28 protein-coding genes and 1 pseudogene are annotated in these 23,988 nt (G+C 42.4%); 5 read left to right on the top strand and 24 right to left on the bottom strand.

Translation table 11 applies throughout. The features are described from left to right. Positions 1-4: 4 nt before the first annotated feature. The 3 genes from B5771_RS03840 to B5771_RS03830 form a co-directional block, all read right to left on the bottom strand. Complete coding sequence (locus B5771_RS03840) at positions 5-643, bottom strand: hypothetical protein (protein WP_088186351.1); 639 nt, start codon at positions 641-643, stop codon at positions 5-7. A 545-nt stretch (positions 644-1,188) separates the two neighbouring features. After that, complete coding sequence (locus B5771_RS03835) at positions 1,189-1,407, bottom strand: hypothetical protein (RefSeq protein ID WP_088186350.1); 219 nt, start codon at positions 1,405-1,407, stop codon at positions 1,189-1,191. Positions 1,408-1,548: 141 nt separating this feature from the next. After that, a complete protein-coding gene (locus B5771_RS03830; RefSeq protein WP_172408147.1) occupies positions 1,549-1,788 on the bottom strand; it encodes a helix-turn-helix transcriptional regulator in 240 nt (79 codons plus the stop codon). A gap of 173 nt (positions 1,789-1,961) precedes the next feature. Between B5771_RS03830 and B5771_RS03825 the strand changes: the two genes are divergently transcribed. Together B5771_RS03825 and B5771_RS03820 are read left to right on the top strand one after the other, a co-directional pair. Continuing rightward, entirely contained in the window at positions 1,962-2,330 is a 369-nt protein-coding gene (locus B5771_RS03825) for a helix-turn-helix transcriptional regulator (protein ID WP_172408146.1), read from the top strand. A gap of 61 nt (positions 2,331-2,391) precedes the next feature. Continuing rightward, positions 2,392-2,832, top strand: a complete 441-nt coding sequence (locus B5771_RS03820) for an ImmA/IrrE family metallo-endopeptidase (RefSeq protein WP_088186347.1) — start codon at positions 2,392-2,394, stop codon at positions 2,830-2,832. A gap of 608 nt (positions 2,833-3,440) precedes the next feature. Here B5771_RS03820 and B5771_RS24675 read toward each other — a convergent pair. After that, positions 3,441-3,713 carry a GNAT family N-acetyltransferase gene (locus B5771_RS24675; protein ID WP_242966722.1) on the bottom strand — a complete coding sequence of 91 codons (273 nt, stop codon included), beginning with the start codon at positions 3,711-3,713 and terminating at the stop codon, positions 3,441-3,443. Between the two features lie 559 nt (positions 3,714-4,272). Here B5771_RS24675 and B5771_RS24670 point away from each other — a divergent pair. Continuing rightward, positions 4,273-5,955 carry a recombinase family protein gene (locus tag B5771_RS24670; protein ID WP_088186346.1) on the top strand — a complete coding sequence of 561 codons (1,683 nt, stop codon included), beginning with the start codon at positions 4,273-4,275 and terminating at the stop codon, positions 5,953-5,955. A gap of 17 nt (positions 5,956-5,972) precedes the next feature. Here the strand turns inward: B5771_RS24670 and B5771_RS24665 are convergent. From B5771_RS24665 to B5771_RS03790, 4 genes and pseudogenes are all read right to left on the bottom strand, one after another. Further along, positions 5,973-6,359: pseudogene (locus B5771_RS24665) on the bottom strand (sigma factor); the annotation flags it as partial. A gap of 238 nt (positions 6,360-6,597) precedes the next feature. Further along, on the bottom strand, positions 6,598-6,858 hold the full coding sequence (locus B5771_RS03800) for a DUF4911 domain-containing protein (RefSeq protein ID WP_088186345.1): 261 nt from the start codon (positions 6,856-6,858) through the stop codon (positions 6,598-6,600). A gap of 99 nt (positions 6,859-6,957) precedes the next feature. Further along, the gene (locus tag B5771_RS03795; protein ID WP_088186344.1) at positions 6,958-7,212 is read right to left on the bottom strand and encodes a DUF4911 domain-containing protein; all 255 of its coding nucleotides are present in this window, start codon (positions 7,210-7,212) and stop codon (positions 6,958-6,960) included. Between the two features lie 90 nt (positions 7,213-7,302). Then, positions 7,303-8,562: a U32 family peptidase gene (locus B5771_RS03790; RefSeq protein ID WP_088186343.1), complete on the bottom strand. Its 1,260-nt coding sequence runs from the start codon at positions 8,560-8,562 to the stop codon at positions 7,303-7,305. Between the two features lie 228 nt (positions 8,563-8,790). On the opposite strand from B5771_RS03790, the gene B5771_RS03785 reads away from it, so the two are divergent. Together B5771_RS03785 and B5771_RS03780 are read left to right on the top strand one after the other, a co-directional pair. Beyond that, on the top strand, positions 8,791-9,654 hold the full coding sequence (locus B5771_RS03785) for a MoxR family ATPase (protein WP_088186342.1): 864 nt from the start codon (positions 8,791-8,793) through the stop codon (positions 9,652-9,654). 3 nt (positions 9,655-9,657) lie between these two features. Then, positions 9,658-10,866 (top strand): VWA domain-containing protein, encoded by a 1,209-nt coding sequence (locus B5771_RS03780; RefSeq protein ID WP_088186341.1) that lies wholly within the window; start codon positions 9,658-9,660, stop codon positions 10,864-10,866. A gap of 6 nt (positions 10,867-10,872) precedes the next feature. Here the strand turns inward: B5771_RS03780 and mltG are convergent, their stop codons facing one another. The 16 genes from mltG to nifS all read right to left on the bottom strand — a co-directional run bounded on the left by mltG (position 10,873) and on the right by nifS (position 23,955). Next, positions 10,873-11,892 (bottom strand): endolytic transglycosylase MltG, encoded by a 1,020-nt coding sequence (gene mltG / locus B5771_RS03775; protein WP_088186340.1) that lies wholly within the window; start codon positions 11,890-11,892, stop codon positions 10,873-10,875. A gap of 38 nt (positions 11,893-11,930) precedes the next feature. Further along, positions 11,931-13,325, bottom strand: coding sequence for a VanW family protein (locus tag B5771_RS03770; protein ID WP_348982928.1), 1,395 nt, complete (start codon positions 13,323-13,325; stop codon positions 11,931-11,933). Between the two features lie 181 nt (positions 13,326-13,506). Further along, positions 13,507-13,839 carry a DUF1292 domain-containing protein gene (locus tag B5771_RS03765; RefSeq protein WP_088186338.1) on the bottom strand — a complete coding sequence of 111 codons (333 nt, stop codon included), beginning with the start codon at positions 13,837-13,839 and terminating at the stop codon, positions 13,507-13,509. Between the two features lie 63 nt (positions 13,840-13,902). Further along, on the bottom strand, positions 13,903-14,325 hold the full coding sequence (gene ruvX / locus B5771_RS03760) for a Holliday junction resolvase RuvX (RefSeq protein WP_088186337.1): 423 nt from the start codon (positions 14,323-14,325) through the stop codon (positions 13,903-13,905). A gap of 15 nt (positions 14,326-14,340) precedes the next feature. Then, entirely contained in the window at positions 14,341-14,487 is a 147-nt protein-coding gene (locus B5771_RS24125) for a hypothetical protein (protein WP_172408145.1), read from the bottom strand. Between the two features lie 74 nt (positions 14,488-14,561). Beyond that, the gene (locus B5771_RS25020) at positions 14,562-14,696 is read right to left on the bottom strand and encodes a hypothetical protein (protein ID WP_282433312.1); all 135 of its coding nucleotides are present in this window, start codon (positions 14,694-14,696) and stop codon (positions 14,562-14,564) included. A gap of 186 nt (positions 14,697-14,882) precedes the next feature. After that, positions 14,883-15,824 (bottom strand): aldo/keto reductase, encoded by a 942-nt coding sequence (locus tag B5771_RS03755; RefSeq protein ID WP_088186336.1) that lies wholly within the window; start codon positions 15,822-15,824, stop codon positions 14,883-14,885. Further along, positions 15,811-15,978 (bottom strand): hypothetical protein, encoded by a 168-nt coding sequence (locus B5771_RS24120; RefSeq protein WP_172408144.1) that lies wholly within the window; start codon positions 15,976-15,978, stop codon positions 15,811-15,813. The genes B5771_RS03755 and B5771_RS24120 overlap by 14 nt, the downstream gene beginning before the upstream one ends. Before the next feature lie 43 nt (positions 15,979-16,021). Next, complete coding sequence (locus B5771_RS03745; protein WP_088186334.1) at positions 16,022-16,273, bottom strand: IreB family regulatory phosphoprotein; 252 nt, start codon at positions 16,271-16,273, stop codon at positions 16,022-16,024. A gap of 72 nt (positions 16,274-16,345) precedes the next feature. Next, on the bottom strand, positions 16,346-18,976 hold the full coding sequence (gene alaS, locus B5771_RS03740) for an alanine--tRNA ligase (protein WP_088186333.1): 2,631 nt from the start codon (positions 18,974-18,976) through the stop codon (positions 16,346-16,348). Positions 18,977-19,161: 185 nt separating this feature from the next. Continuing rightward, positions 19,162-20,220, bottom strand: coding sequence for an AI-2E family transporter (locus tag B5771_RS03735; protein ID WP_088186332.1), 1,059 nt, complete (start codon positions 20,218-20,220; stop codon positions 19,162-19,164). A gap of 211 nt (positions 20,221-20,431) precedes the next feature. Next, positions 20,432-20,626 carry a hypothetical protein gene (locus B5771_RS03730; RefSeq protein WP_088186331.1) on the bottom strand — a complete coding sequence of 65 codons (195 nt, stop codon included), beginning with the start codon at positions 20,624-20,626 and terminating at the stop codon, positions 20,432-20,434. Further along, the gene (locus tag B5771_RS03725) at positions 20,623-21,117 is read right to left on the bottom strand and encodes a PRC-barrel domain-containing protein (RefSeq protein ID WP_047809699.1); all 495 of its coding nucleotides are present in this window, start codon (positions 21,115-21,117) and stop codon (positions 20,623-20,625) included. Before B5771_RS03725 ends, B5771_RS03730 begins: the two co-directional genes overlap by 4 nt. A 73-nt stretch (positions 21,118-21,190) precedes the next feature. Further along, complete coding sequence (gene mnmA / locus B5771_RS03720; protein WP_088186485.1) at positions 21,191-22,285, bottom strand: tRNA 2-thiouridine(34) synthase MnmA; 1,095 nt, start codon at positions 22,283-22,285, stop codon at positions 21,191-21,193. Between the two features lie 6 nt (positions 22,286-22,291). Continuing rightward, the gene (gene nifU / locus B5771_RS03715) at positions 22,292-22,669 is read right to left on the bottom strand and encodes a Fe-S cluster assembly scaffold protein NifU (protein ID WP_047809700.1); all 378 of its coding nucleotides are present in this window, start codon (positions 22,667-22,669) and stop codon (positions 22,292-22,294) included. 98 nt (positions 22,670-22,767) lie between these two features. Further along, positions 22,768-23,955, bottom strand: a complete 1,188-nt coding sequence (gene nifS, locus B5771_RS03710) for a cysteine desulfurase NifS (protein WP_088186330.1) — start codon at positions 23,953-23,955, stop codon at positions 22,768-22,770. Positions 23,956-23,988 lie beyond the last annotated feature (33 nt).

Here is a 23,988-nt window from a genome sequence, read left to right as displayed (position 1 = left end):
GTTATTAAAATAGGGTCAATTGTGTCCGCTGTTTAGCTAGTTTTAACTGTGAAAGACTTCTCTTATCCGAGTCTTTATTTTTCTTACCCTGATGATTGCGGACGGTCGGAGGAACGTCAAAACCTGAGAGAACCATTTGCGCTGACTTGTGATACTTGGCGATCATCTTCGTGCGAGCCCTGATTAAATAGGTGGATACGTTCCGCGCACTGCAGCCCATGTAATGAGCCGCCTCGGTCGGACCTAGACCATTGAGCCAGCACATGGAAACCGCCTCATACTCCATAATCGTGAGTCCATCCATAAGCTCTCTAACCATCGCCGACTCCTGCCAATCGTCCTTTATCTCGAACGGATCAAGGAACTCTGTTTTAGCTGTAACATTTATAAGCTCGGGATCACTGAGCAGTATTTCATCTCCAGTATTTTGGTAATGCCTGCGTTTTTCCAAATCCGGTTTATAGCCTGGATGATGCTTACGGAGGATATATAGGTCAATAAGCCATTCCTTAACAAACTGTGCTCTTTGCGGATCATACGCCTGCTTTTTTAAGTCGCTTTGGCATTGACGCAAATAAATAATTGCCTTTTCCAATTCATCCAGCTCAGAATGACATTTACATTGACATAAGCCCTGCTTCACAACATTTCCTCCTTTCCATATAACGTGGCACTCTTCAAGGTAATAACGATAGAAAAAATTCTTCCCCCTTCTTTTAAAATGTTGATAAATTTGATATCGGTTTTCGTCTAGGACCTCAAAAAGCGTATAGAAAATACAGCCATAACATGGTAGTATATGGCATATATGATTGAGTTTTTTAAATTATTGTTCTTAGATTAAGTTCAGTTATATGTATCCCTACACAGTGACGTAGTCTGACTACCTTAAATCCAAAAGCAAAAGGAAGAAAATCAAATGTTAAGCTAGATAAATGTAATGACAATTTCCAAAAAACTTTGCTGTGGGGTATTAAACAAAGTCGCTTTTTTCTCTTCGCTTGAGTTATAACTATGAATCCATAAGAACTGCGTCCTGCTTATGGAAGTATTACCATACTTCTTGGAATCTATCTTTCTTTTCCGAAAGCATGTCCATTCAATATGCTTCAAAGAAGACACTTATCAAGCACGACAAATTGAGTGCCAAATATTATTATTAATATTTTTATTTAATTAAAAATTTCACTAAACAGTCACTTTAATTCCAAGCCTTGATTTATTATTTTTTTCAGCCCTTTTTCTGATTTCTATCTTAATGGTATTAAAAAGCTCTAATTTTCTATCAGCCTCACAGGGTAGTTTTTGAATGTTATTTATGATGGCCTCAACATGGATTTCAGCCACCTTCATTTTTAGTTGTTGAATGCCCTCTTCAGTATCAGGCATATGAACTCTAATTTTCATTCTTAACACCCCTAAGACTTTATCTTGGTTAAGTTTATGAAATTTCTTCAGAGGGACTACCCTAGTTTTTTTGCTTAAAATTTACCAAATCTTATTAATACAAAACGAATGAAAATAACCATGAATCTAAAATCCAAACTATTAAAATATCAATGTTCTATTTTCTTGGACTTCCTGCCTAAAAAATTTTGGAAAAAGTTTCTCAATTGGCTCATTAAGAACCTTCGAAATCTTTTCCGCCATAGATAAAGTTACTTCAACTTCATCATTTTCTATGTTGTAATAAGATACCTTACTTTTATACCCCAATTCTGTAGCCATCTCCTGAGCAGTTTTACCCTTATTCTTCCGCACTTCTCTTAATGATATATTAACAGTCACTTTATATACCTCCTTCATCCAATATTCTTGTACTTTTTAGTTATTATAGTTTAATTATCTTGTACTTGTCAATATTAGATTTATAAAATGTTGTTGTTTTTTGAACTTTATTTTATTTCGTTGAAGTAGATGTTAGAATAAGTTCAGTATATTTGAACGTAGGGGGTGAGAAATTGGATAATATTGTAGGTCATAGAATACGAGAAGAAAGGAAACGACTTAATCTTACACAAGATGAGCTTGCTCAAAAAATCAACGTTTCAGGTAAGTCAGTCATCTCTAATTACGAACAAGGATATAGTAAACCAGACTTAGACACAATAATAACTCTTGCCAAGTTATTCGATTGTTCATCGGATTACCTCCTTGGACTTTCGAGTTATACTAAACATGATAATAAGAAAAACAATGACGAAATAGAATTGGATTTTAGAATTGCTGCCAACAATGAAGATAAATATGGGCAAGAACCATCTCCAGAATTAAAACGATTCATAAAAGAAATTATTAAAGAAGAACTAAATAGGGCAAAAAAAGAATGAAACTACCTGCCCCAAGGGAACGGTAGTTTCATTTGATTATAATCTAACTGAAGGTGATATCTTGGATAAACTTTGGGGCATAGTTAAAAGAGAAAATATTGGAGTACGTTATAGGGACTTTTCTCAAATACCGGAGAATATACACGGACTCTACCTTTATGAAGAGAATATAGGCCCATTGATTGTCCTTGATAAACGACTTCACTATTCACATCGATTACATAAATGCGTATTTGCTGAAGAAATAGGACACTTCTATACTGCGCCCCGTACAAACCTACTTACAGTTCATGCTTCTGCCAATCTACAGACTATGGAATCTCAAGATGAAAGAAAAGCAGCTCAGTGGGCCACAGATTTTCTTATTCCCGATCATGAGCTTGTAAAAGCTTTGGAATCGGGGCATCAAAGTTGCTCTGAATTAGCGGAATATTTCGACGTTACTGAATGGTTTATGTATCGTAAACTAAGTTTATTTAAAATAACTAGAACTGACAGATGAGTTGGTCACAATTCGGCCCGTCCTGCTTTTTCAGCCTTTCAGCTTTCGTACTCTTTAGGATTCCTGAAGACTTAGTCTAGTATGTGGCCTTATTGGATATTCTGGTGGAGACGCTTTTTCCACACCTAAAACAGTTGCAAATAATGTGAACTATTGCAAATGGCAATAAAACTTTGGACCGATTTAATTTTGAATATCGTCATAAATTAAGCGGTTATAAGTTAAATAGGGGGACATCTCAAATTTCACTTTTTGAGAACGCCCCCCTTTTTCCATATCTTAATTTCATTCTGATCCTGAAAGATTTATCAAGAGTACGATAACTTCCTTGTTTACATGTATCATCAAGACTATTATATCCAAATGCCACATGCATGGTTTCAATTTTCGTTTGACCCAAATCGAATCCTCACATCCCAAAACTATTAAATTGAAAATGGATATCTTTGGTCGAGTACTCGAACACACATACAATAATGACTATGCCAATGAATCATTGACTCGTTCAAATTTTGAAACTTAAGTGTGCTTCGAAAATTAACTTACAGCGGTATCTTAAGGAAAAACCTAAATCTTTACCAATACTCAGCTAGTGAGGATTTCAAAAACTAGTTTGATCTGTACAAATCAACCTTGGAATATACAAAATGTTCCATATCATTTCCGCTATAATGCTTAATAAACGATTCTTCCTTACAAAAGCCCGCCTTTTCACCAATTGCAATAGAGGCTTTATTGCTGGTTTTTATATAAGCGTAAATTTTAGCGATCTTCATAACTGTAGAAGCGTAATTGGTAAGGGCATTCACTCCTTCCAGAGCATATCCCTTATGCCAGTATCTTTGTTTAAGCATATAGCAGATCAAAAACATGCTTTCCATTAAGACTACTTCTATGTAAGCCCATCTGACCAATGAACTTATTGTTTTCTTTTAAAATAGCCGCGAAATATCCTACACTGTCATATTGATAGTATTTAAGTTGAGTTTCAATCCAATCTGTAATTTGCTCATCAGAAAAAGTATGCTCCCAGGCATACATAACTCACGAATCAGACAACATCTCTTTTATTTGCTAAAATCCTTTTGAGTAATTCTACGAAAAGAGATGCGTTCGCTTTCTAAAACATTCATATCGTGTTCCTTTCAACTAGTTCATCAATATTTAGCCATTTTGAGATGTATTTGAATCCTATCAAATAATTTTTTACATATCAATTCAATACTCATCGTACATTCATACTATAAGGAAAAATGAATTGCACATTCAGAGAATTGAGTTTTTTATATTTGAAATTTATAATAAACTAAACATTAATAATGGCCCGGCTATGAAAAGCGATTAATGAGTAACGTTAACATGTTATTCCTTGATAGCAGCTTACGACTATAGAACTAGCACCAACTTAGCAAATTTTGTATTATTCAAGGGGGCAACAAAATGATTTCTGAGGACGTTTCTTCAATTACCGAGAATGATTTATGTTTCTATTCGCGGAAAAGCAAATTCACAGGCAAAGGCGAATCGATCGGTAATCAGATCGAAATGGGAAAAGATTACGCTTCCAGAAACTTTGGTGCCATGCTGAAAGATGAGAACGTCTATGAAGACGAAGGCTATTCAGGGGGAACTACGGACAGACCGAAATTCAAGCTTTTGATGGAGAATATTAAAAAGCGGAAATATAAAATTTTGATTGTTTATAGATTAGATAGAATAAGCCGTAATATCATTGACTTTGCAGATATTATTGAAACATTAAACAAATATAACGTGGCTTTTATTTCAATTCGCGAGTCTTTCGACACTACAACACCTATGGGCCGTGCCATGATGTATATTGCTTCAGTATTTGCTCAACTGGAAAGAGAAACCGCGGCAGAACGTATCCGTGACAATATGATTGAACTAGCCAAAACAGGAAGATGGTTGGGCGGGATAACTCCGCAAGGATTTATATCAGAGCCGATCACCAGAATTGACCACAATGGAAAGGAGCGACACCAATTCAAACTGGTTCCTGATCCAAATGAGTTAGAGCTCATTAAACTCTTATTCGAAAAATTCACTGAGCTAAATTCTCTAACTAAGCTAGAATCTTTTTGTGTTCAAAACAATATAACAACTCGAAATAATATTGACTTCTCCCGGTTTGCTCTGCGCTCTATTCTAACTAACCCCGTTTATGCAACTGCTGATAAGGAAGTATATTCTTATCTAGTTAACAACGGCTTTGAGATATATGCGGACGAAAGAGACTTTGATGGCATGCATGGACTTATGGTTTATAATAAAACTTCCCAAGAAAAAGGCCACTCAAATAAAATCAGAGATAACGCTGAATGGATAGTAGCTATCGGAGCTCACCCCGGAGTTATTTCAGGAAAGCAATGGGTAAAGGTTCAAAATCTCATACAGCAGAACAAATCCAAATCCTACCGTAAGGTTAAGAACTCCGAATCACTTCTTTCTGGACTCCTACGTTGTTCGAACTGTGGAAGTTATATGCGCCCACGTATTAGTCGTACTAACAAAGACGGAGTTACGGTGTTCTATTACATGTGCGAACTCAAAGAAAAAAGCAAAAAGACTAGATGCGACATTAAAAACGTCCACGGAAACACTCTAGATAGTCTAGTAATTGAAGAAATAAAAAAGCTTGCATCGTCTGACTCAGAGCTAAGTACCAGGATCGGAAAAGAGAAGCTAAATATTGAAATCTCTAAAAACAGCATTTCCAATGAGATTGAACTGCTTGAAAATAATATTAAGGAGAATGAACTGTCTATCTCAAACCTTGTTAATACCCTTTCACAAGCTCAAAATACAGGGGCAACCAAATACATTATTGCTCAGATTGATGAGATGGACAAACAAACCGCATCATTTAGAGAAAGATTGGCTGAACTAAGAGAACGTTCTCAGAATGCGAACCTCATGGATGAAGGATTCGATGTCATGAAAGATATTCTTTCAACGTTTTCGCAAATTATTGATACGCTGGATATTCCCGAAAAGCGCAATATGATTAGAAGCCTAGTTGAAAAGATTACTTGGGACGGACAATTTATAGATCTAATAATGTTTGGAGCGAATGCTAAAAAAAAAGAAACGGCACTGTAAAAATGTTTCCGTTTCGTGATGATTGCATTTTCAATGCACCGGGCAGCATACGTTGCCAGCTTTGTCCCCTTGCCAGGATCAAAGGTGTTTATGCCTTTAATTAAACCAATCGTTCCGATGGAGATTAGATCATCCCCATCCTCTCCCGTTCCGTCAAACTTCTTGACAAGATGAGCCACTAAACGCAAATTATGTTCCACGAGCGTATTACGCGCGTCCTCCACCTCACGAGTCATTGTAAAGGGCTGCGTCGATTTGCTTTTATTTAAAATTGATAAACATCGAGCTTCTTCATGCTCGCTCAATGGTTGGGGAAAAGCATTATTATTAATATAAGAAACTAGTAAGGTTACACCTTTAAGAACGGATAGAGCAATTGCAGCCAGCAAAAATTCAGTGAACACCCTCTCACCCCTTTCGAACCATGTTCATAACTATGCTCGAAGAAGGAGAATTGTGCTTTTCCACTAAATAATAAACTAAACTTGGTCAAAGTAATGATAATTGATTTGTTTTTTGGAAGAGCTGACTTTAAGTGATGAACTCATAAAGGAAGGTCTTGATGTTTGATCATTAGAAATTGCTTTCATGAATCACAATAAAAGAAGAAGGAACTCAAAATCGAGTTCCTTCTTCTTATTGTTAGATATAGTCTATGACCATCGGCATTTTTTCAATAGCCGTTTTCAATTCAGGCCAGCAAAAGATTGTAGTTTGAATCATTACCTCACCAATCTCTTTGTTCGTTGTTGTAACAATTCCCAAATGCCCTAGACCTTCAACGAGCTTGCATAACATTTGTATTTCAGACCGATCGAGACGTGCTTTAACGATTAGGTCAGTATTATTAAATTGAGAGCTTAGCGGAGATCCCACCGCTGCTCTAATACATTCATTAGTCATACTCTAATTCACCCTTAATCAAATTTTCAATTATTATATTATTGACACTTCTGCCACGTCTTGAGCAGGGCGTCGATAATCCCTCTAGAGACTGAATCCTTATTTAGTTTCTAAAAACTCTATCTCAAAGGGCATCTCTTCGATGGCTCTTTTCAAATCCGGCCAACAATGTTTCGTTGATTGAATCATGACTTCTCCCAAAGCTTTGTTCGTTGTGGTAACAACGCCTAAATGCCCTAATCCTTCAACAAGTTTATCGAGCATTTGCATTTCTTTTCTCTCCATGCGCGCTCTAACGACTACATCGACATCCGCAGGCAAGCGGCTCAAAGACTCCGAATCATGAGAATTCATTCATTCCTCTCCTTAACCATTTAACTCTATGGTATACCTTAGAGCTGAAGCAGATGAGTATATAGGACCAAGAGATTACCACTTACTCACTTACTTCTTATCACTCCTCGCCCGCCGCAAGACACTGTAGGGCAGAATTTTCTGCGGTGTCCTGATTTTTATCTTCTGCTTGGCATGACGCGCCACCTCTAGAAGTTCCCCATCTATATCCCACATCTCCCGAATTTGAAAGGACCAAGGCTTACCTTGAGGAGTCAAGACTTCTAAGACCTCTCCACGTTTAAAATTGTTCCGCTGCTCAACCCAGGATGCCTCTTGATCTGTAATCATGGGCAAAGTCTCACCCTCTTCCTCACTTAACCCTACCCCTACAAAATCATAATCCCGCACATAATGAGACGTTTCTAAATTATGAGATTTCGCCCCCGGCTTTCCAAATAAAAAGCCTGGTGAATAATCTCGATGACTGACTTTGTCCATTTCTTCCAGCCACTGTGCCAGTTTCCCTTGAAATGATGATTCCCCATCCTCCCAAAGGGTGTCGATAGCTTCTCGATAGACTTTGACGGTGCTGGCAACATAATGGACACTTTTCATCCGACCTTCAATTTTATAACTGTCTAAATTAAGAGGTTTTATTAAGGGCAAATGAGGCAGCAAGCATAAATCATGAGAGTTAAAGACATAGGTTCCCCGTTCATCCTCTTCAATCGGAAATACTTCTCCCGGCCGTTTCTCTTCCACCAAGGCATATCCCCAACGGCAGGGTTGGGTACATTCTCCTCGATTGGCGTCCCTCCCAGTCAAATAATTACTCAGCAAACAACGGCCGGAATAAGACATACACATGGCGCCGTGGATAAACACCTCTAAACCGCCTTCTACCTTGGTACGAATTTCCCGCAACTCTTCCAGCGATAATTCCCGGGCCAGAACAACCCTTTCGATGCCCTGGTTCAGCCAGAACCGTATTGAGTAAGAATTTGTGTTGTTTGCCTGGGTACTTAAATGCAGCGGCAAAGAAGGTGCTACGTCTTGAGCTAAAGCAATAATACCCGGATCGGAAATAATGGCTCCGTCTGCGCCTAAGGCTTCTAAATGCTTCAGATAGGCGGGGAGTTCTTCAAAATCTGCTTCATGGGCGAAAATATTGACAGTTATATAGATCTTTTTCTGGAGTTTATGGGTCCATATAACTGCCCGTTCTAATTCATCCAGATTAAAATTTCCCGCATATGCTCTCAGGCCAAACGATGGCCCTCCCATATAAACTGCATCCGCACCATAAGCCAAGGCATACTTAAGTTTTTCCCAATCTCCCGCAGGTGCTAATAATTCAGGTTTTTTCATGTTTTTTCCCCTTAACTTTTCCCAAGAATCTCGCCTCAAGAATAATCTATAGTATTCCTAATTACTATACCTTAAATTAGCGTTTTTGTCGTCTTTAAGGCCATGTATAGCAACTGCTCCAAACAGGTATCAAATAATTTCCACTATTTCACTCCAGGCTATCCTTTCTTAAGGAAATAAGTGGTATTATTATATCATTACCTTACCATGAGAGGAGGATAGTTCGGAATGACCGATCAGTATATCTTTCAAGGAACCGAAGACTATATTGTTTCGAAGGATCTGCAAAATAGTGTTAACATCTCCGTTGCTTTAAAAAGACCCCTCTTAATCAAAGGAGAACCGGGTACAGGAAAAACTATGCTTGCTGAAAGCATTGCCCGTTCCCTTGGTCTCTCCCTAATTATTTGGAATATTAAATCCACCACCAAAGCACAAGATGGTCTTTATGTCTATGACACAGTTCAACGTTTATATGACAGTCAATTTGGAGGACAGAATGTTTCAGAGATTAAACGGTACATTAAATTAGGCAAGCTGGGTGAGGCTTTTAAAGCCAAGGAACGGGTTGTACTGTTAATTGATGAGATTGACAAGGCTGACTTAGAATTTCCTAACGACTTGCTTTGGGAATTGGATGTTATGAATTTCTATATACCGGAAACCGGAGAAACCATAACTGCCGTACAGAGGCCGATTGTTATTATTACGAGCAATGCCGAGAAAGAGCTTCCGGACGCTTTTTTACGGCGCTGCATTTTTCATTATATTGATTTTCCTGATCCGGAAATGATGACTGAAATTGTCAAGGTTCATTGTCCAGAGCTGGAAGGCCAGTTGCTGGCAGAGGCTTTAAAGACCTTCTACTGGGTGCGCAGTATTTCAGGATTACAGAAAAAGCCCAGCACCAGCGAGCTTTTAGATTGGGTTCAGGCTTTGACCATCGGTGGGATTGCCCCGGAAGCAATCTCCCAAGAGCTTCCTTTTTTAGGAGCCTTGCTTAAAAAGAATCAGGACTTTGACCTGACCCTGCGCCAATTACATACGCGCGGTATGGAAAATCCGACTCGCACCTCAAAGCGTGGTTGGTAAGCTATGTTTACGAACTTTTTTTATCAATTACGGCAAGAAGGCATTCCCGTTTCCCTAACCGAGTGGATGACCTTAATGGAAGCCCTCAGTATCGGCTTAGCTAATTCCAGTCTCTCTGGATTCTACTACTTGGCCAGGGCAATATTAGTTAAAAGCGAAAGTCACTTTGACCAATATGATCTGGCGTTTCAGAGATATTTTCAGGGGATCGAAACCCCTGAACAATTATCTGAGCAAGTTTCCCAATGGCTCGCCAATCCTCTTCCGGAAAAACTCTTTTCTGAAGAGGAACGGAATGAGCTCCTAAAAAAACTAGGCTTACCGGATTGGGAAAGCCTGCGAGCCGCTCTCGAAGAACGTCTGCGCATACAAGACGGGCCTCATCATGGAGGAAATACCTGGATTGGGACAGGCGGGACATCACCTTTCGGCCACTCAGGCTTCCATCCGGGAGGTGTAAGAATTGGCGGAAAATCTCACGGCCAATCCGCTGTAAAAGTGGCTGCTGAGCGAAATTACAAGGAATACCGCCGGGACGAAACCTTGGGCGTTCGTCAATTTGAGCTGGCCCTGCGTGGTCTGCGTCAGTTTAGCACCCGTCTGGAGGGAAGCAAGGACCAGCTTGATCTAGACGCCACCATTGACGAAACCTGTAAAAATGCCGGGCAATTGAAACTGATCTGGACAAGGCCTCGTAAAAATTCCGTCAAAGTCATTGTCCTTATGGATGCAGGCGGTTCGATGGTTCCCTATGCCAGAATCTGCAGTCAACTTTTCTCGGCAGTCCATAAATCCTCGCATTTTAAAGATTTAAAGTTCTATTACTTCCATAATTGCATCTATGACCTTCTCTATCTTGATGCGTCCTGCAATCCCCGGAAGGCAATTAAAACAGAAGATATCCTGCAATCCCTCCACTCTGACTATAAAGTTCTCCTTATTGGAGATGCGGCCATGGCGCCGAGTGAACTGCTAATGAGCGACGGCAACATTTTTTGGGATATCGGAAATACAGAGCCGGGAATAACCTGGCTGAAACGATTATCGCAAAAGTTTCCCTATCATGTGTGGCTTAACCCAATACCTATGGCCTATTGGGAACGGGGTCACGGATATCAAAGCATAAAGATGGTCCAAGAAATCTTCCCCATGTATGAATTAACTCTCGATGGTCTCGATCAGGCTATTAAGAAATTAATGGTTCGTAAATAACCTCGCTTACTGATACAATTTAATATTTTTAAGATGTTCTGCATAGGTCTTGGCAAAGGCATGATATCCGTCTTTTTTTGCCACATAATATAAATAATCCGTTTGAGCGGGATACAAAGCCGCTTGCAAAGAAGCATCTCCGGGGTTGGCAATCGGCCCCGGAGGTAAGCCGCGGTGAAGATAGGTATTATACGGTGAAGGTATCTGAAGATCCTTGTTATGGAGTTTTGCTTTGGGCGTATCCAATAAAAATTGAATCGTAGCATCAACCTGAAGTGGCATGTTGCGCTTCAAGCGATTCATTATTACCGAAGCGATCAGCGGGCGATCTGTTTCCTTTGCTGCCTCTTTTTCTATCAAAGAAGCTAGGGTTACCCACTGAAGTACCGTAAGCTTTGAACTGCTCAGCCGAGTTTGAACCTCAGGTGTCATTTCCTTGGCAAATTGCTGCAGAAATATATCAATCACAACGTGAGGACTCGCTTTGGGATCGATGAAATAGGTGTTCGGGGAAAGAAAACCTTCTAAACGGTGAATTCCTGCCGGAGTCCCTTTAAGAAAAGAATAGGGAAAAGAATCTTCTGCGACAACCTTTGTATAGTCTTCTTTACTGCCGAGGCCTTTCTGGACGAGGACATCAATAATCTGCTCCGTGGAATAACCTTCGGGAATAGTAATCCTAATGGAATTGGAAACCTCTTCCCTTTTGATTAACCGCTCGATAATTTCAGCTGGCGTCATAGTAGGTGATAGCACATAATCCCCGGCAAACATTTTAAAATTTGTCTTCTGCATTCGCACTAACCAACGAAACAAATTGGCACTGCGAATAAGATGACGCTGTTCTAATTCAGTAGCTAATTGATCCGTTGTTGTTCCTGAAGTGATAGTAATTGTAACGCTGTTCCCTGTTGAAGAGTAAGGTTTAGTAGCCCAAGACCACCACGACAACAATATGATGCTCCCTGCGAGTAAAAATAAAGCTATTCTCGCACGTAAATCCTTACTCTTTTTCTTTCCGGACACATTTCCACACTCTCTTTCCCCGAAAGCCCCAGGTAAGCTTATGTACCGATCAGCAAGATGCGATTGGCCGGTTCATAAGAATCTCGACCTAAAAACTGTTTTGTCACATGGCCTTTTTCATCCCGGATTACTTTCCACACATTGACAACTATTCCTTTGGTACCAATTTGGTCTACCTTTACTCTGCCTCTCGGTAATTTCGAATCATAACGACGTATCGTTTTATAGTTCCTAACTTTCACGATTTGTCGTTCAAGACGAACGGTCTTTCCTGTCTTTTTTCCATAAAGCTTAATCGTCAGTACCCCTGGCTTAACCTCAGTTCGTATATAAGCCAAGCTGCCTGTATTATTCCTAAATTTAAAATCGATGTTGGGATAATTGACGGTAGCGTCCTGGCCCGCCGGAATATATGACACTGCTACATCATGGTGTTTTCGTTCAACGACCTCAAAATTACTGAGGAGAACTGCATTGTAGAGGGTTGAGGAAACTTGGCATACGCCCCCTCCCGTCCCCTTAACATACTCGCCATTAATAATAACATAGGCTTCTTTATATCCCGTTTCAGGCTCCCTTGGTCCTACTGCATTATTAAAAGAAAACGCAGCCCCAGGATTGATTACTTTGCCGTCTAAAGCCTTAGCGGCCGCAGTTAAGTTAGCCGAACGATTGGCTTCTCCGACGGCAAACTTTGTACTAAATTCACCAAGGACAGAACCCGACAAAGACTCGATGGATTCAGTCGTAACTTTCGCTGGAACTTCAACCAACGGAGCCTTAATTTTTGGGGGTACTTCAGAAAGAGAACTATTCTGAAGGTTATTTATTAGTTGATCTACCTCAACTTTTCTGCCCTTCTGCGCAGGAGTGATGACAACTTTATCGTTTTGAATTTTAAAGGTTGCATCTTTTGCTGGTTGATTAAATTTCTTTAATTTTTCTTTCAGAACCTTAGCAGCCAATTCAGGATTAGCTTTTAGAACACTTGGTATAACGTTATTTTGATTTTGATTTTGAGATTGATTTTGACGTTGTTGGGCGTTTTCCAGAGTTTTTTCAACATCAACTTCAAATCCCAACTCCTTTAAAGTGATGGGAATCTCCGTTTCATTGTACAACAGGACACGAGATTCTTCCAGCTTGTCCTTCGCCCAATCGTTAATTTTACGGGAGGCTTCACTTACAGGGATATTACTTAAATCTAGATCATTATCTACTTTTGTCCCCTGAGGAATTACCTGACTTCCTTCGTTAACCTCATTAACCCCATCAGCCTCATTAACCTCTTTATCCGGCTTCACAGAGCTTTGAGTGGACGGTCTCGGGGTATTGATGTTAAGCTTAGATTGATTAGAAAAGGGACTGCATCCTCCAATAAGCCAACATAAAACAATACTTAGGAAAATAATAATAATTTTCAATGCCCACACCTCCACTTTCGTGGATTTAGTATTTCCGTTGTTTTGCAGCTTTATAGTGAAGATTTGGCCCTTTTAAAAATATACCAATATTAAAAAAACAAATGACAGAAGAAACTCACTAGAAACAACTCTGTGAGGTCTTCTGTCATTATGTAAACCGCTAATCTAAGATCTTTAATTAGTCCTTGTCTTAGTCCTCTTCAGATTCGACTAAGTTTTCCCAGGCGTCAGCTACTTTTTCCCACTCTTCATCATCTTCAATGTCGAGCAGCATTTCGCCGCCCTCATCATCTTTACCGAGCTTAAGAATAATGGCTTCATCAGCATCTTCATCTTCGGAGTCCTCCTCCGAAATAGGCATCAGCACAAAATAGGTTGATCCATCGACTTCCAAAGTGTCAAGATGAAGAAACTCATGGTCTTTTCCTTCATCATCAGTAAGTACAACTGTGTCAAATTCCTCAGCGTCATGCTCATGCTCATGCTCATGGTCGTGGTCGTGGTCGTGTTTATGTTCAGACATGTATTTCACCTCTTATCTAAGAATATGGACATTGTACTATTGTAGGTAATGATTGTCAAATATTCAATTAGGAATATTTCTCGCATGCCTGCGATCCAAATATCCTTGCAGAATAAAGACCGCCGCCATCTTGTCAATCACTTGCTTCCTTTTGCCCCGAGAAACATCAGCTTCTAACAAAGTCCTCTGGGCAGCCACCGTGCTGAGACGCTCATCCCAACGCTCTACAGGAAGTCCAAACTCTGTACGCAAACGCTCCACAAATTCATCCGTCAAAGCACAGCGAGGCCCCAGCGTCCCATTCATATTCTTCGGATAACCAATAACGATCTCAGACACCTCATACTCTTTAAGCAATTCTCCTAATTCCTCAATCTCCCTCGGGGAGCGTCGAATAGTCTTAACTCCCTGCGCCGTCAAAAACAACGCATCGCTCATCGCCACCCCAATCGTCTTAGAACCAAAATCCAACCCCATAATCCGCATCCAAATCCACCTTCCCTAACCCACATCATCCCCGTCCTCTCCATACCTGCAGAGACGGGCCAATTTGACCCCAGTCATTTCCCGCTCACAAGACCCCTTGAGCAAGGGGAGCGACATAGACGGAGCTGAGCGATTTACGCCAGTTTGCGAAGCGGAGCCCATGCCACTCCCCCGACCCCAAAGTCTTACTTAAAACACCACCCAAGCCCCATCCCCATACCCGGGAGACGGGCGATTCAACCCCAGCCAACTCCGCTCATAGACCCTTGAGCAAGGGGGAGTTGCATAGCCGGAGCTGAGCGATTTACGCCAGTTTGCGAAGCGGAGCCTATGCAACTCCCCCCGACCCCAAGGTCTTGCTTAAAAAACACGCTCCTCCTCGTCCTCTCCATCCCGGGAGACGGGGCGATTCAACCCCAGCCACGTTCGCTCCTTAGACCCTTGAGCAGGGGGAGTGGCATGGCCGGAGCTGAGCGATTTACGCCAGTTTGCGAAGCGGAGCCCATGCCACTCCCCCGACCCCAAAGTCTCTTAAGGGAATAGCCCGCTCCCTCCGCCTAAACAATTTTCAAGCAAAAATGCGGACACACCCTCCCGCAATACCCGCAGAGCACACAGGCCTCCTGATCCACGACAGCTATCTTCTCAATATGTAAAGCATTCTGTGGGCAAGCCTCCTGACAGCGTCCACATCCTTCACACCAGTCTGCAATATAAAGCTTCCTTGGTTTATGCTTAACCTTTTCTCGAAGAGCTTGAGGTACCTCTTGGCCGGACACCAGAAGAAGATTATAATCCACTTCATCAGGACTCGACATTCCTAAAGCCATAGCCTGAATACCCGGAACCTTTTTGATGAAATCAATAGCCTTTTGAGGATCTTGGCTTAGGTGACCGCCTCCAAACACTTTCATAGCATAAATTCCAACCCCGATCTCTGCGGCAAAGGACAGAGCCTGCAGCATATCAGCCAAAGTGCCGTCAATAATCCCCAGTCCCTGGTAATTTATAATCGGGTGAATAACATCCAGCCCTGGCTGAAGGGCGCCCGCACGAACACCGTCTACAGCATGGGTAGAGATGCCAATCCAGCGCACCAACCCTTTTTCTTTGGCCCGCAGCAGTTCCTCCCAAGCTCTTGAATGTCCCTTTAACGTCAGAGCACTTTCTTGCTCATGAAGCAAAAAGAAATCCAGAACATCCCTATTCAGTTCTGAACGCGCTTTCTCGAGGCTTTTACGCAAGTCTTGTTCTGTAACGGCATAAGATTTACTTATAATTCGAACCTGAGGGTAACTCTTGACAGCTTGTGCTATTTGCCCGTAGTTATCGTATATTTCTGCAGTGTCAATCCAGTTGATCCCCCGTTCAAGAGCATACTTTAAAACGTCGACTCCCTGAGCTTCAGTAACTCGTCCCTGCAAAGGGGAAATCGCCAGACTTCCAAAACAAATCTCAGACACTAACGGCCCCCATGAACCTAGTTTAACCTGATTCATCTCTGTCTCCTTCCCTAATCAATGTCTTTAAGCGCTTTACGTACTTTTTCATTCCCAGGCAGCTCAGAGCAGCCGCAATCTCTGCTCCTTCACCGGCCAAAACCCTGGTGAAAGTAACAAACTCCGCACCACGATCAGTGATGCGGAGTTTCAAAACGTTAATTATCCCTGCCCCTGACACCAAGGCCAGATTTGCTTTATTTCTCCTGCAAGTAGGACTTAACGAGTTCTTCGATCAGCTCAAAGCGTTCAAGTTTACGAATCATTGCCCGTGCCTGATTGTGGCTGGTTATATAGACCGGGTCACCCGACATGAGATAACCCACCATTTGGTTAATAGGGTCATATCCTTTTTCTTGTAAGGCCGCATAAACTTTCTGCAGAACCTCACGCGCGGATATATCTTCCCCGACAGCCTTAAACATCATGGTTTCTTCCATACGATCCATTTTCCTGTCCCCCTTTCGCTGTCCTTTGTTAACCTACTACCTATATATTCTCGCTGTCCTAGTTCTTCTCCTCTATTTCTTCAATAATCCTCGGAGAATCGTTGGCACTCGATCTATGGCCTCACCCAGCTTACTGGGGTCTTTCCCTCCGGCTTGCGCCATATCGGGACGGCCGCCGCCGCTCCCGCCGGCGATTTTCGCGACTTCCTTAATAATCTGTCCGGCATGAAGCCCGCTTAAACCTGTTGGACTGACTGTTGTAACAAAGTTTACCTTTCCTTCATGGACAGCCCCCAAAACTATGACTCCGGCCTTCAATTTACCGCGCAAAAGATCTGCCATCTGCCGAAGCCCTTCCATATCAGAGGCCTGAACTTGAGCAGCAAGTACAGAAATTCCTTCAATCTCAGCAACGCGGTTTAGTAAACCTTCCGCTTCATTTTTGCTGAGCTTTGCCTGAAGCTGCGAAATATCCCGCTCCAGATCCTTGACTTGAGCAACAAGACCTTGAACTCGTTTACCTACATCTGTCGGTTGAGCCTTGAGCACTTGAGCAACCTCCATTACTTGCTCATCAAGGGAACGGAGATAATTCAAGGCTTCTAAACCTGCCACGGCTTCGATTCTGCGTAAACCGGCACCAATTCCGCCTTCACTGAGAATTTTAACCAGTCCGATTTCTCCCGTGCTGTGAACGTGAGTTCCGCCGCACAATTCCTTACTGAAGGTTCCCATGGTTACAACACGAACTCTTTCACCATATTTTTCGCCAAAAAGAGCAGTAGCTCCGCTTTGTTTAGCCTCATCCAAAGACATTTCCGTAGCATCAACGGTCATATTTTTCAAGACTGCCTCATTAATAAGGCCCTCAACCGCTTTTAAATCATCTGGAGTAAGGGGTGAAAAATGAGTAAAGTCAAAACGCAAGCGCTCTGTTGTCACCAAAGACCCTGCTTGCTGCACATGTTCCCCAAGAACGGAACGCAGTGCCGCTTGTAAGAGATGTGTGGCGCTATGATGCCGTGCTGTTGCCATACGATCCGAATTATCAACAGCTGCTTCTACGGTTTCTCCGACATGCAAAACCCCGGTCAGAATCTCAACCCGATGGTATAGGGTTCCCGTAACACCTTTTTTTACCTCCAAGACTCGAGCCTCCGCCCGTGAGGTTTTCAAGACGCCCTTATCTGAGACTTGACCGCCGCTTTCGGCATAAAAGGGTGTTTCAGCCAAGAAAACAGTAACTTCTTCACCTTCGCCAGCATCTTGCCTTTCTTCCCCATCCACAAATAAACCGACGATCTTTGTCGTATTGGAGATTTGCTGATAACCTACAAAAGGCGTTACTCCCAATGCTTTAACTTTTTGAACCAAATCCGCACTTTCAGCGACAGCCCGCATCTGCTGAGACTGTTCCTTGGCTCGCTGACGGTGTTCTTCAGCAGAAGTTTGGAAGGATGGCATATCTACAGAAAGTCCTTGTTCCGCCAAAATTTCTTCTGTCAATTCCACGGGAAAACCGTAAGTCTCATAAAGGTAAAAAGCATCAGGACCGGCTAAAACCGTTTCTCCCTTCTCAATTAGCTCTTTGACCTTATCTTGCAGCATTTGCGTTCCTTGTTCCAACGTTGCTTGAAAGTTTTTCTCTTCTAAATTCAAATGATTAATAATAAAATTCTCATTTTCAATCAGCTCAGGATAGGCTTGAGCATAATCCCTTTGAATAATTCGAAATACCGACTCCAAAAATGGTTTATCAATCCCAAGAAGTTTGGCATAGCGAACTGCACGTCGCAAAATACGGCGTAAAACATACCCTCGTCCTTCATTATTTGGCCGAATTCCGTCTGCGAGCATAAAGGAAATCGCCCTTACATGATCAGAAACTACTTTCAAAGCAAGATCATTTTTAGGATTCTCCTTATACTTTATACCCACAAGACTGGCGACAAAATCAATAATCGGGCGGAATAAGTCCGTATCGAAGTTAGTCTCCACTCCTTGCATAACAGAAGCAATCCGTTCTAAACCCATCCCCGTATCAATATTTTGTTTAGGCAAAGGTGTTAGAACTCCGGCCTCATCTCGATTATACTGCATGAATACCAAATTCCAAATCTCCAAAAAACGGTCGCAATCACATCCTACGGCACAATCCGGTTGACCGCACCCTCTGGACTCACCGAGATCAACATAGATTTCTGAACAAGGCCCGCAAGGTCCTGTCGGGCCGGCTGCCCAAAAGTTTTCCGGATCTCCAACGATTCTTTCCGGCTTAACACCGGCTTTTTCAAGCCATAATTTTTTCGCTTCCTCATCTTCCGGATAAACGGTAATCCAAAGCTTCTCTGCAGGTATTTTCAAGACTTCAGTTACATATTCCCAGGCCCAGGGAATTACTTCATTTTTAAAATAATCGCCAAACGAAAAATTTCCCAACATCTCAAAATATGTATGATGGCGTGCGGTTTTCCCCACCTCTTCCAGATCCGGCGTACGCACACATTTCTGAGCCGTGGTGGCTCTGGGAAATGGAGGCTCAACGCGGCGCTGAAAGTACGGCTTAAAGGGAACCATGCCCGCAACCGTTAGCAACAAGGTTGGATCATCTTTAGGAATGAGCGAAGCACTAGGTAATATCTTATGCCCTCTCTCCTCAAAAAACTTGCGAAACATATCCCTTAATTGATTACCTGTATACATTCGAAAACACTCCTTTAGATTCATCGCACTAAAAAATAATCCCTTCCCCACAACTGTCAGGGACGAGATGTTTCGAGCTGCTACCCTGCTTAATTTCGGGCTAAAAAACACGTATTCTCATTCGTTTACACAAATTCTCATTATTTCTAAAGTATATACAGGTAAGGACTTCTTTGTCAACCATCTCAAACTTGGGGCGAGACGAGCTTGTTGTAAAAATGCCTGAGCAATACCCGAATCACGGCGGCACATGGAACTGCAAGCAGCATTCCCCAAAATCCCGCGATCTCGCCGCCGGCTAAGAGGGCAAACATAACCCAAAGAGGATGAAGCCCCACGCTGTCGCCCATTAATTTCGGAGATATGATATTTCCTTCAATTTGTTGGACAACCAGGATAACCAGAGCAACTTTTAAAGCCATTCCCGGAGACTTGGTTAAGGCCAACAAGACTGAAGGCACAGCGCCGATCACAGGCCCAAAATAAGGGATTAAATCAAATACCCCGCATAGTAAACCGATAAGCAAAGCATACTCCATCCCCACCAGCTTTACCCCAATACCTATGAGTATTCCGACAATGACGGCAACAGCCAAATCCCCCCGGACAAATCGACGCACCGTATGACTAATGTCCTGCCACAGACGTCTCCATTCCATACGCTGACGTTGAGGAACCAAACGAAAAAATCGAATACTGATTTTCTTCCAATCTGCCAATAAATAAATCGTGATTACCGGCGATAGTATGTAAAGGGTGACTGTTGACAAGAGACCCGGCAAGCCGGCGATAACCTTATTGAGTCGATCGGCAAGTATGATTTCTCCTTGTCCGAGATGTTGATCGATAACGATCGCCACGCGATCAGGCAATCCACTGGCTTTAAAATGATTCCTAAACTTCTCGATTTCTTCGTTAATTGTCTGGATCGTCGCCGGTAAAATTGATACTAATTTTCCAAGTTCCGTATAGACAATTGGCAGAATCAAGAAAACAGCCAATGCTATGATTATTAGAATTACGATAAATACCACGGCAATTGCTTTATTGCGGCTGATTCCCTGCTTTTCGAGGCCATCAACAAATGGGTTCATTAAATAGGCCAACAAAAAGCCCATAACAAAGGGGCCTAAAATTGTTTTAACTTTCAGGAGCAAAAGTATGCCTAAAACAAGACAAGCAACGCCAAACAACCATTTCCAAGGAATATTCTTCCAATAGGGACGGCTTATATTTGCATCCATTAATAACCACGCCCCCCGCCATGTTCATTCGTTTTACAGTTCCTACAATACCAATATAGAAAAAGCGCGCAAAGCGCGCGCTTTAGCAAAACCTACAATAGAGTTTAACTACCTAATTCGAGTTCAAAACGACAAAAATTGCAAACTGCGCAGCAAGCAACCGTTTTTTCTCGTGCCGAAATCACACGAAGGCCTGATGCTGCTATCCGAGTTATTCAACTGCGGCACTTGGTGCCTCTTGAGTCAGAGCCGGATCGTTCCAAGCTACTAAAGAACCGTCTTCTGCTAAATCATAAACGACAACTTTGTCTGTTTGAGTTGTAAATTCCACACAACAATCCCAACAATAATACTGTTCGACTCCGACCTTACCTATGGCGCGCCCCGAGCAAACCGGACAATTCATGATTGAAAGCCCCCTTCATTTGCTTGATCCAAGGGAGATACTTGATTATCAACGATTAAGATATCCTTCCCATCGATCATGACGTGCGGCCGCAGGATCGTGCCCCGGCCATGAAGAAGGTCTGCGAAGAGTCCGTCTGAGATCTCAAAGCCAACCAACTTTTTTACGGAATCATCAACAAAAATATCCTCAATCGTTCCTCTTGAGTCTCCAGCTTGGGTATAGACTTCATTCCCGATTTTTTCTGACCATCGTGTTCCCCTGAGTTCCTCCAAGGTTTTTTCTTGGATCGTAACTGCATCCTTACCCACACTTACAATGGCCTTACGGGGAATTCCTTTCGTCGTGTGAAAGAGATGTCCGCCTTCCAGGAGAATACCGGCAACTTCATCTTTGTTGCAGTCCAAAACCAAGTCCTGTACCCAACCTATTGATCCTCCCTTTTTTAAATCCAAAACGGGCAGGCCGACAATCTCACGTGAGCGGCGCATCCTTTTCACCTCCTAAGAAATCCTATGTATACTCTTCCCTGGTACTCAAGAATTCATTCATAATTCGGTAAAATTAATGGTCAGTTTGGGCGCTTATTTTACCGCCGCCTACGACTAGATTTCCTTGATAAAAAACAACAGCTTGCCCTGGAGTTATTGCACGCTGGGGTTTATCGAAATGTACCAAGACCTTACCCCCGCTTAAAGGTGAAAGGGTTGCCGGCGCACCGGAAGAATTATAACGAATTTTGGCCTCTGCTTTGATTGACTCCTTTAAATCAGGCATAGAAATCCAATTCAAATTTGTCGCCCAAAGGGTATCTGAATAGACCTCATGGTCATCGCCAAGAACAACTTCATTGCGGGAGGTATTTAAACCAACAACATATTTGGGTTTGCCAAAAGCAACTCCCAGCCCTTTCCGCTGGCCAATTGTATAATGAATAATACCTTGATGCCTTCCTAAAACATTTCCTTGCTGATCGACAAAGTTCCCCGGTTTGATTTTATTTTTCGCTCGTTCACGTACAAAGGAAGCATAATCATCATCGGGAACGAAACAGATCTCTTGGCTGTCCGGTTTGTTGGCAACCCCTAAGCCTAGGTCACCCGCCATTTTGCGAACCTGATCTTTTGTAAACTCTCCTAAAGGAAAAATCGTATGGGCAAGTTGTTCTTGATTTAGCATGTAGAGAGCATAGGTTTGATCCTTCCGTTCATCCGAACTTTTACTTAGGAGAAAGCGATTACTAACCGGGTCGCGGAGAACTTGCGCATAATGCCCTGTAGCTATGTAATCAGCCCCCAAGCCGCGAGCTTTACGCAGCATTTCTCCGAATTTAACATATTTGTTACAAGCCAAACAAGGATTCGGAGTTTCTCCCTCTAAATATGACTGAGTAAAATAATCAACAACAGTTTCCTGAAAATAAGTGCGAAAATTCATAACGTAATGGGGTATCCCAAGCTGATAGGCAACTCGCCTGGCATCGTCAATAGCCGAAATCGAACAACATCCTCCTTCGACTTCCGGTCCGGCTGATTCCCAAATCTGTAAGGTTACCCCAATCACTTCATAGCCTTGTTCTTTAAGTAAAGCGGCGGCCATGGAACTATCCACACCGCCGCTCATACCTACTACGACTTTAGGCTTTGTAGTCAGAGCCATCATCATCTATTCCTTTTTTTCTTGTTTTTCATGGTAGTCTTTAATAGCTGCGTGGAGCGCATCCGCTGCAAGGTTGGAACAATGCATCTTAGCCGGAGGCAGCCCTCCTAAAGCTTCAGCTACTGCAGCGTTGGAAATCTCCAGAGCTTCATCAAGAGTTTTCCCTTTAACCATCTCCGTAACCATGCTGCTGGTAGCAACGGCTGCTCCACAGCCAAACGTTTTAAACTTGACGTCCTTAATAACGTCCCCTTCAACGTCTAAATAAATACGCATGATATCTCCACATTTTGCATTCCCGACTTCGCCGACGCCATTGGCGTTTTCGATTTCCCCAACATTTCGGGGATTTGTAAAATGATCCATGACTTTTTCTGTATACATTCTTGCCCACTCCCTTTTTAGCAATTTCCAATAGCTCTATCGCAGTTATGATTTTATCCAGTTTTTAAAACCGCAAATAAGTTTTTATTCTCCAGCTTTTACTGTGCTTTTTTAGCATGAACTGCTTGATCGTAAAGAGGCGACATCATACGCAGACGATCAACAATCTTGGGCAATTGTTCAAGAACATAATCAATGTCTTCTTCCGTATTCTGATGTCCTAAGGTAAAGCGCAGAGATCCATGAGCAATTTCGTGCACCAGCCCCATGGCTAATAAAACATGGGAAGGATCTAAGGAACCCGAAGTACAAGCCGAGCCGCTCGAAGCTGCAATTCCCAGCATATCTAAAGAGAGCAGCAGCGATTCTCCTTCAACAAATTGGATACTGACATTGACATTGTTCGGCAAACGTTTGTCACCAAGAGGTCCATTTATTTTCACATAATCAATTTTCTCTATAATCCCATTCATGAGTTTATCTCGAAGCTTGCTAAGACGCTGAGCGTCTTCAGCCATTCTCTGACCGGCAAGCTCACAAGCCTTGCCGAAGCCGATAATTCCCGGAGTGTTTTCCGTACCCGAACGGCGTTTCTTTTCTTGCCCGCCGCCATAGATTCGGGGAGCAACCCGGACACCCTTGCGGATATAAAGCGCCCCGACACCCTTAGGACCGTAAATTTTATGGCTGGAGATGGTCAAAAGGTCTATAGCCATTGCTTTGACGTCAATAGGAATTTTACCGAGAGATTGAACAGCATCAACATGAAAGACAATGCCGTGCTCTTTAGCCAGTTTACCGATTTCAGCAACAGGCTGGATCGCTCCCACTTCGTTATTAGCGTGCATCATGGTGATGAGAATTGTATCCGGTCGGATGGCCTTTTTAACGGACTCCACGGAGACAATCCCTTCTTCATCTACAGGAACAATGGTTAGATCAAAACCGTTCTTCTCCAGATATTCGCAAGTTTCCAGCACAGCATGATGTTCTACTGCAGTGGTAATAATATGCTTGCCTTTCTTGCTCAAGGCTTCTGCTGTCCCAAGAATGGCCAAATTATCAGCTTCTGTTCCTCCGCTGGTAAAAGTAACTTCTGAAGGTTCTGCACCGATTAATTCAGCAACTTGGCGTCGGGCCTCCTCCAGGGCTTGCTTGGCTTCTCTGCCAAAACTATGAACACTCGAAGGATTGCCGTATTTCTCAGTATAGTAAGTCATCATTAACGCTGCTACTTCTGGATCAACCGGGGTCGTAGCACTGTGATCTAAGTAAACTCGCCGCATAGGCTCACTCCCTTTATTGTTGTTGTGAAACAG

This window comes from Desulfosporosinus sp. FKA, assembly GCF_002196785.1.
GTDB lineage: Bacteria > Bacillota > Desulfitobacteriia > Desulfitobacteriales > Desulfitobacteriaceae > Desulfosporosinus > Desulfosporosinus acididurans.
Note: the sequence above shows the minus strand (reverse complement) of the source record. Positions and strands in the feature narration are given on the sequence as shown.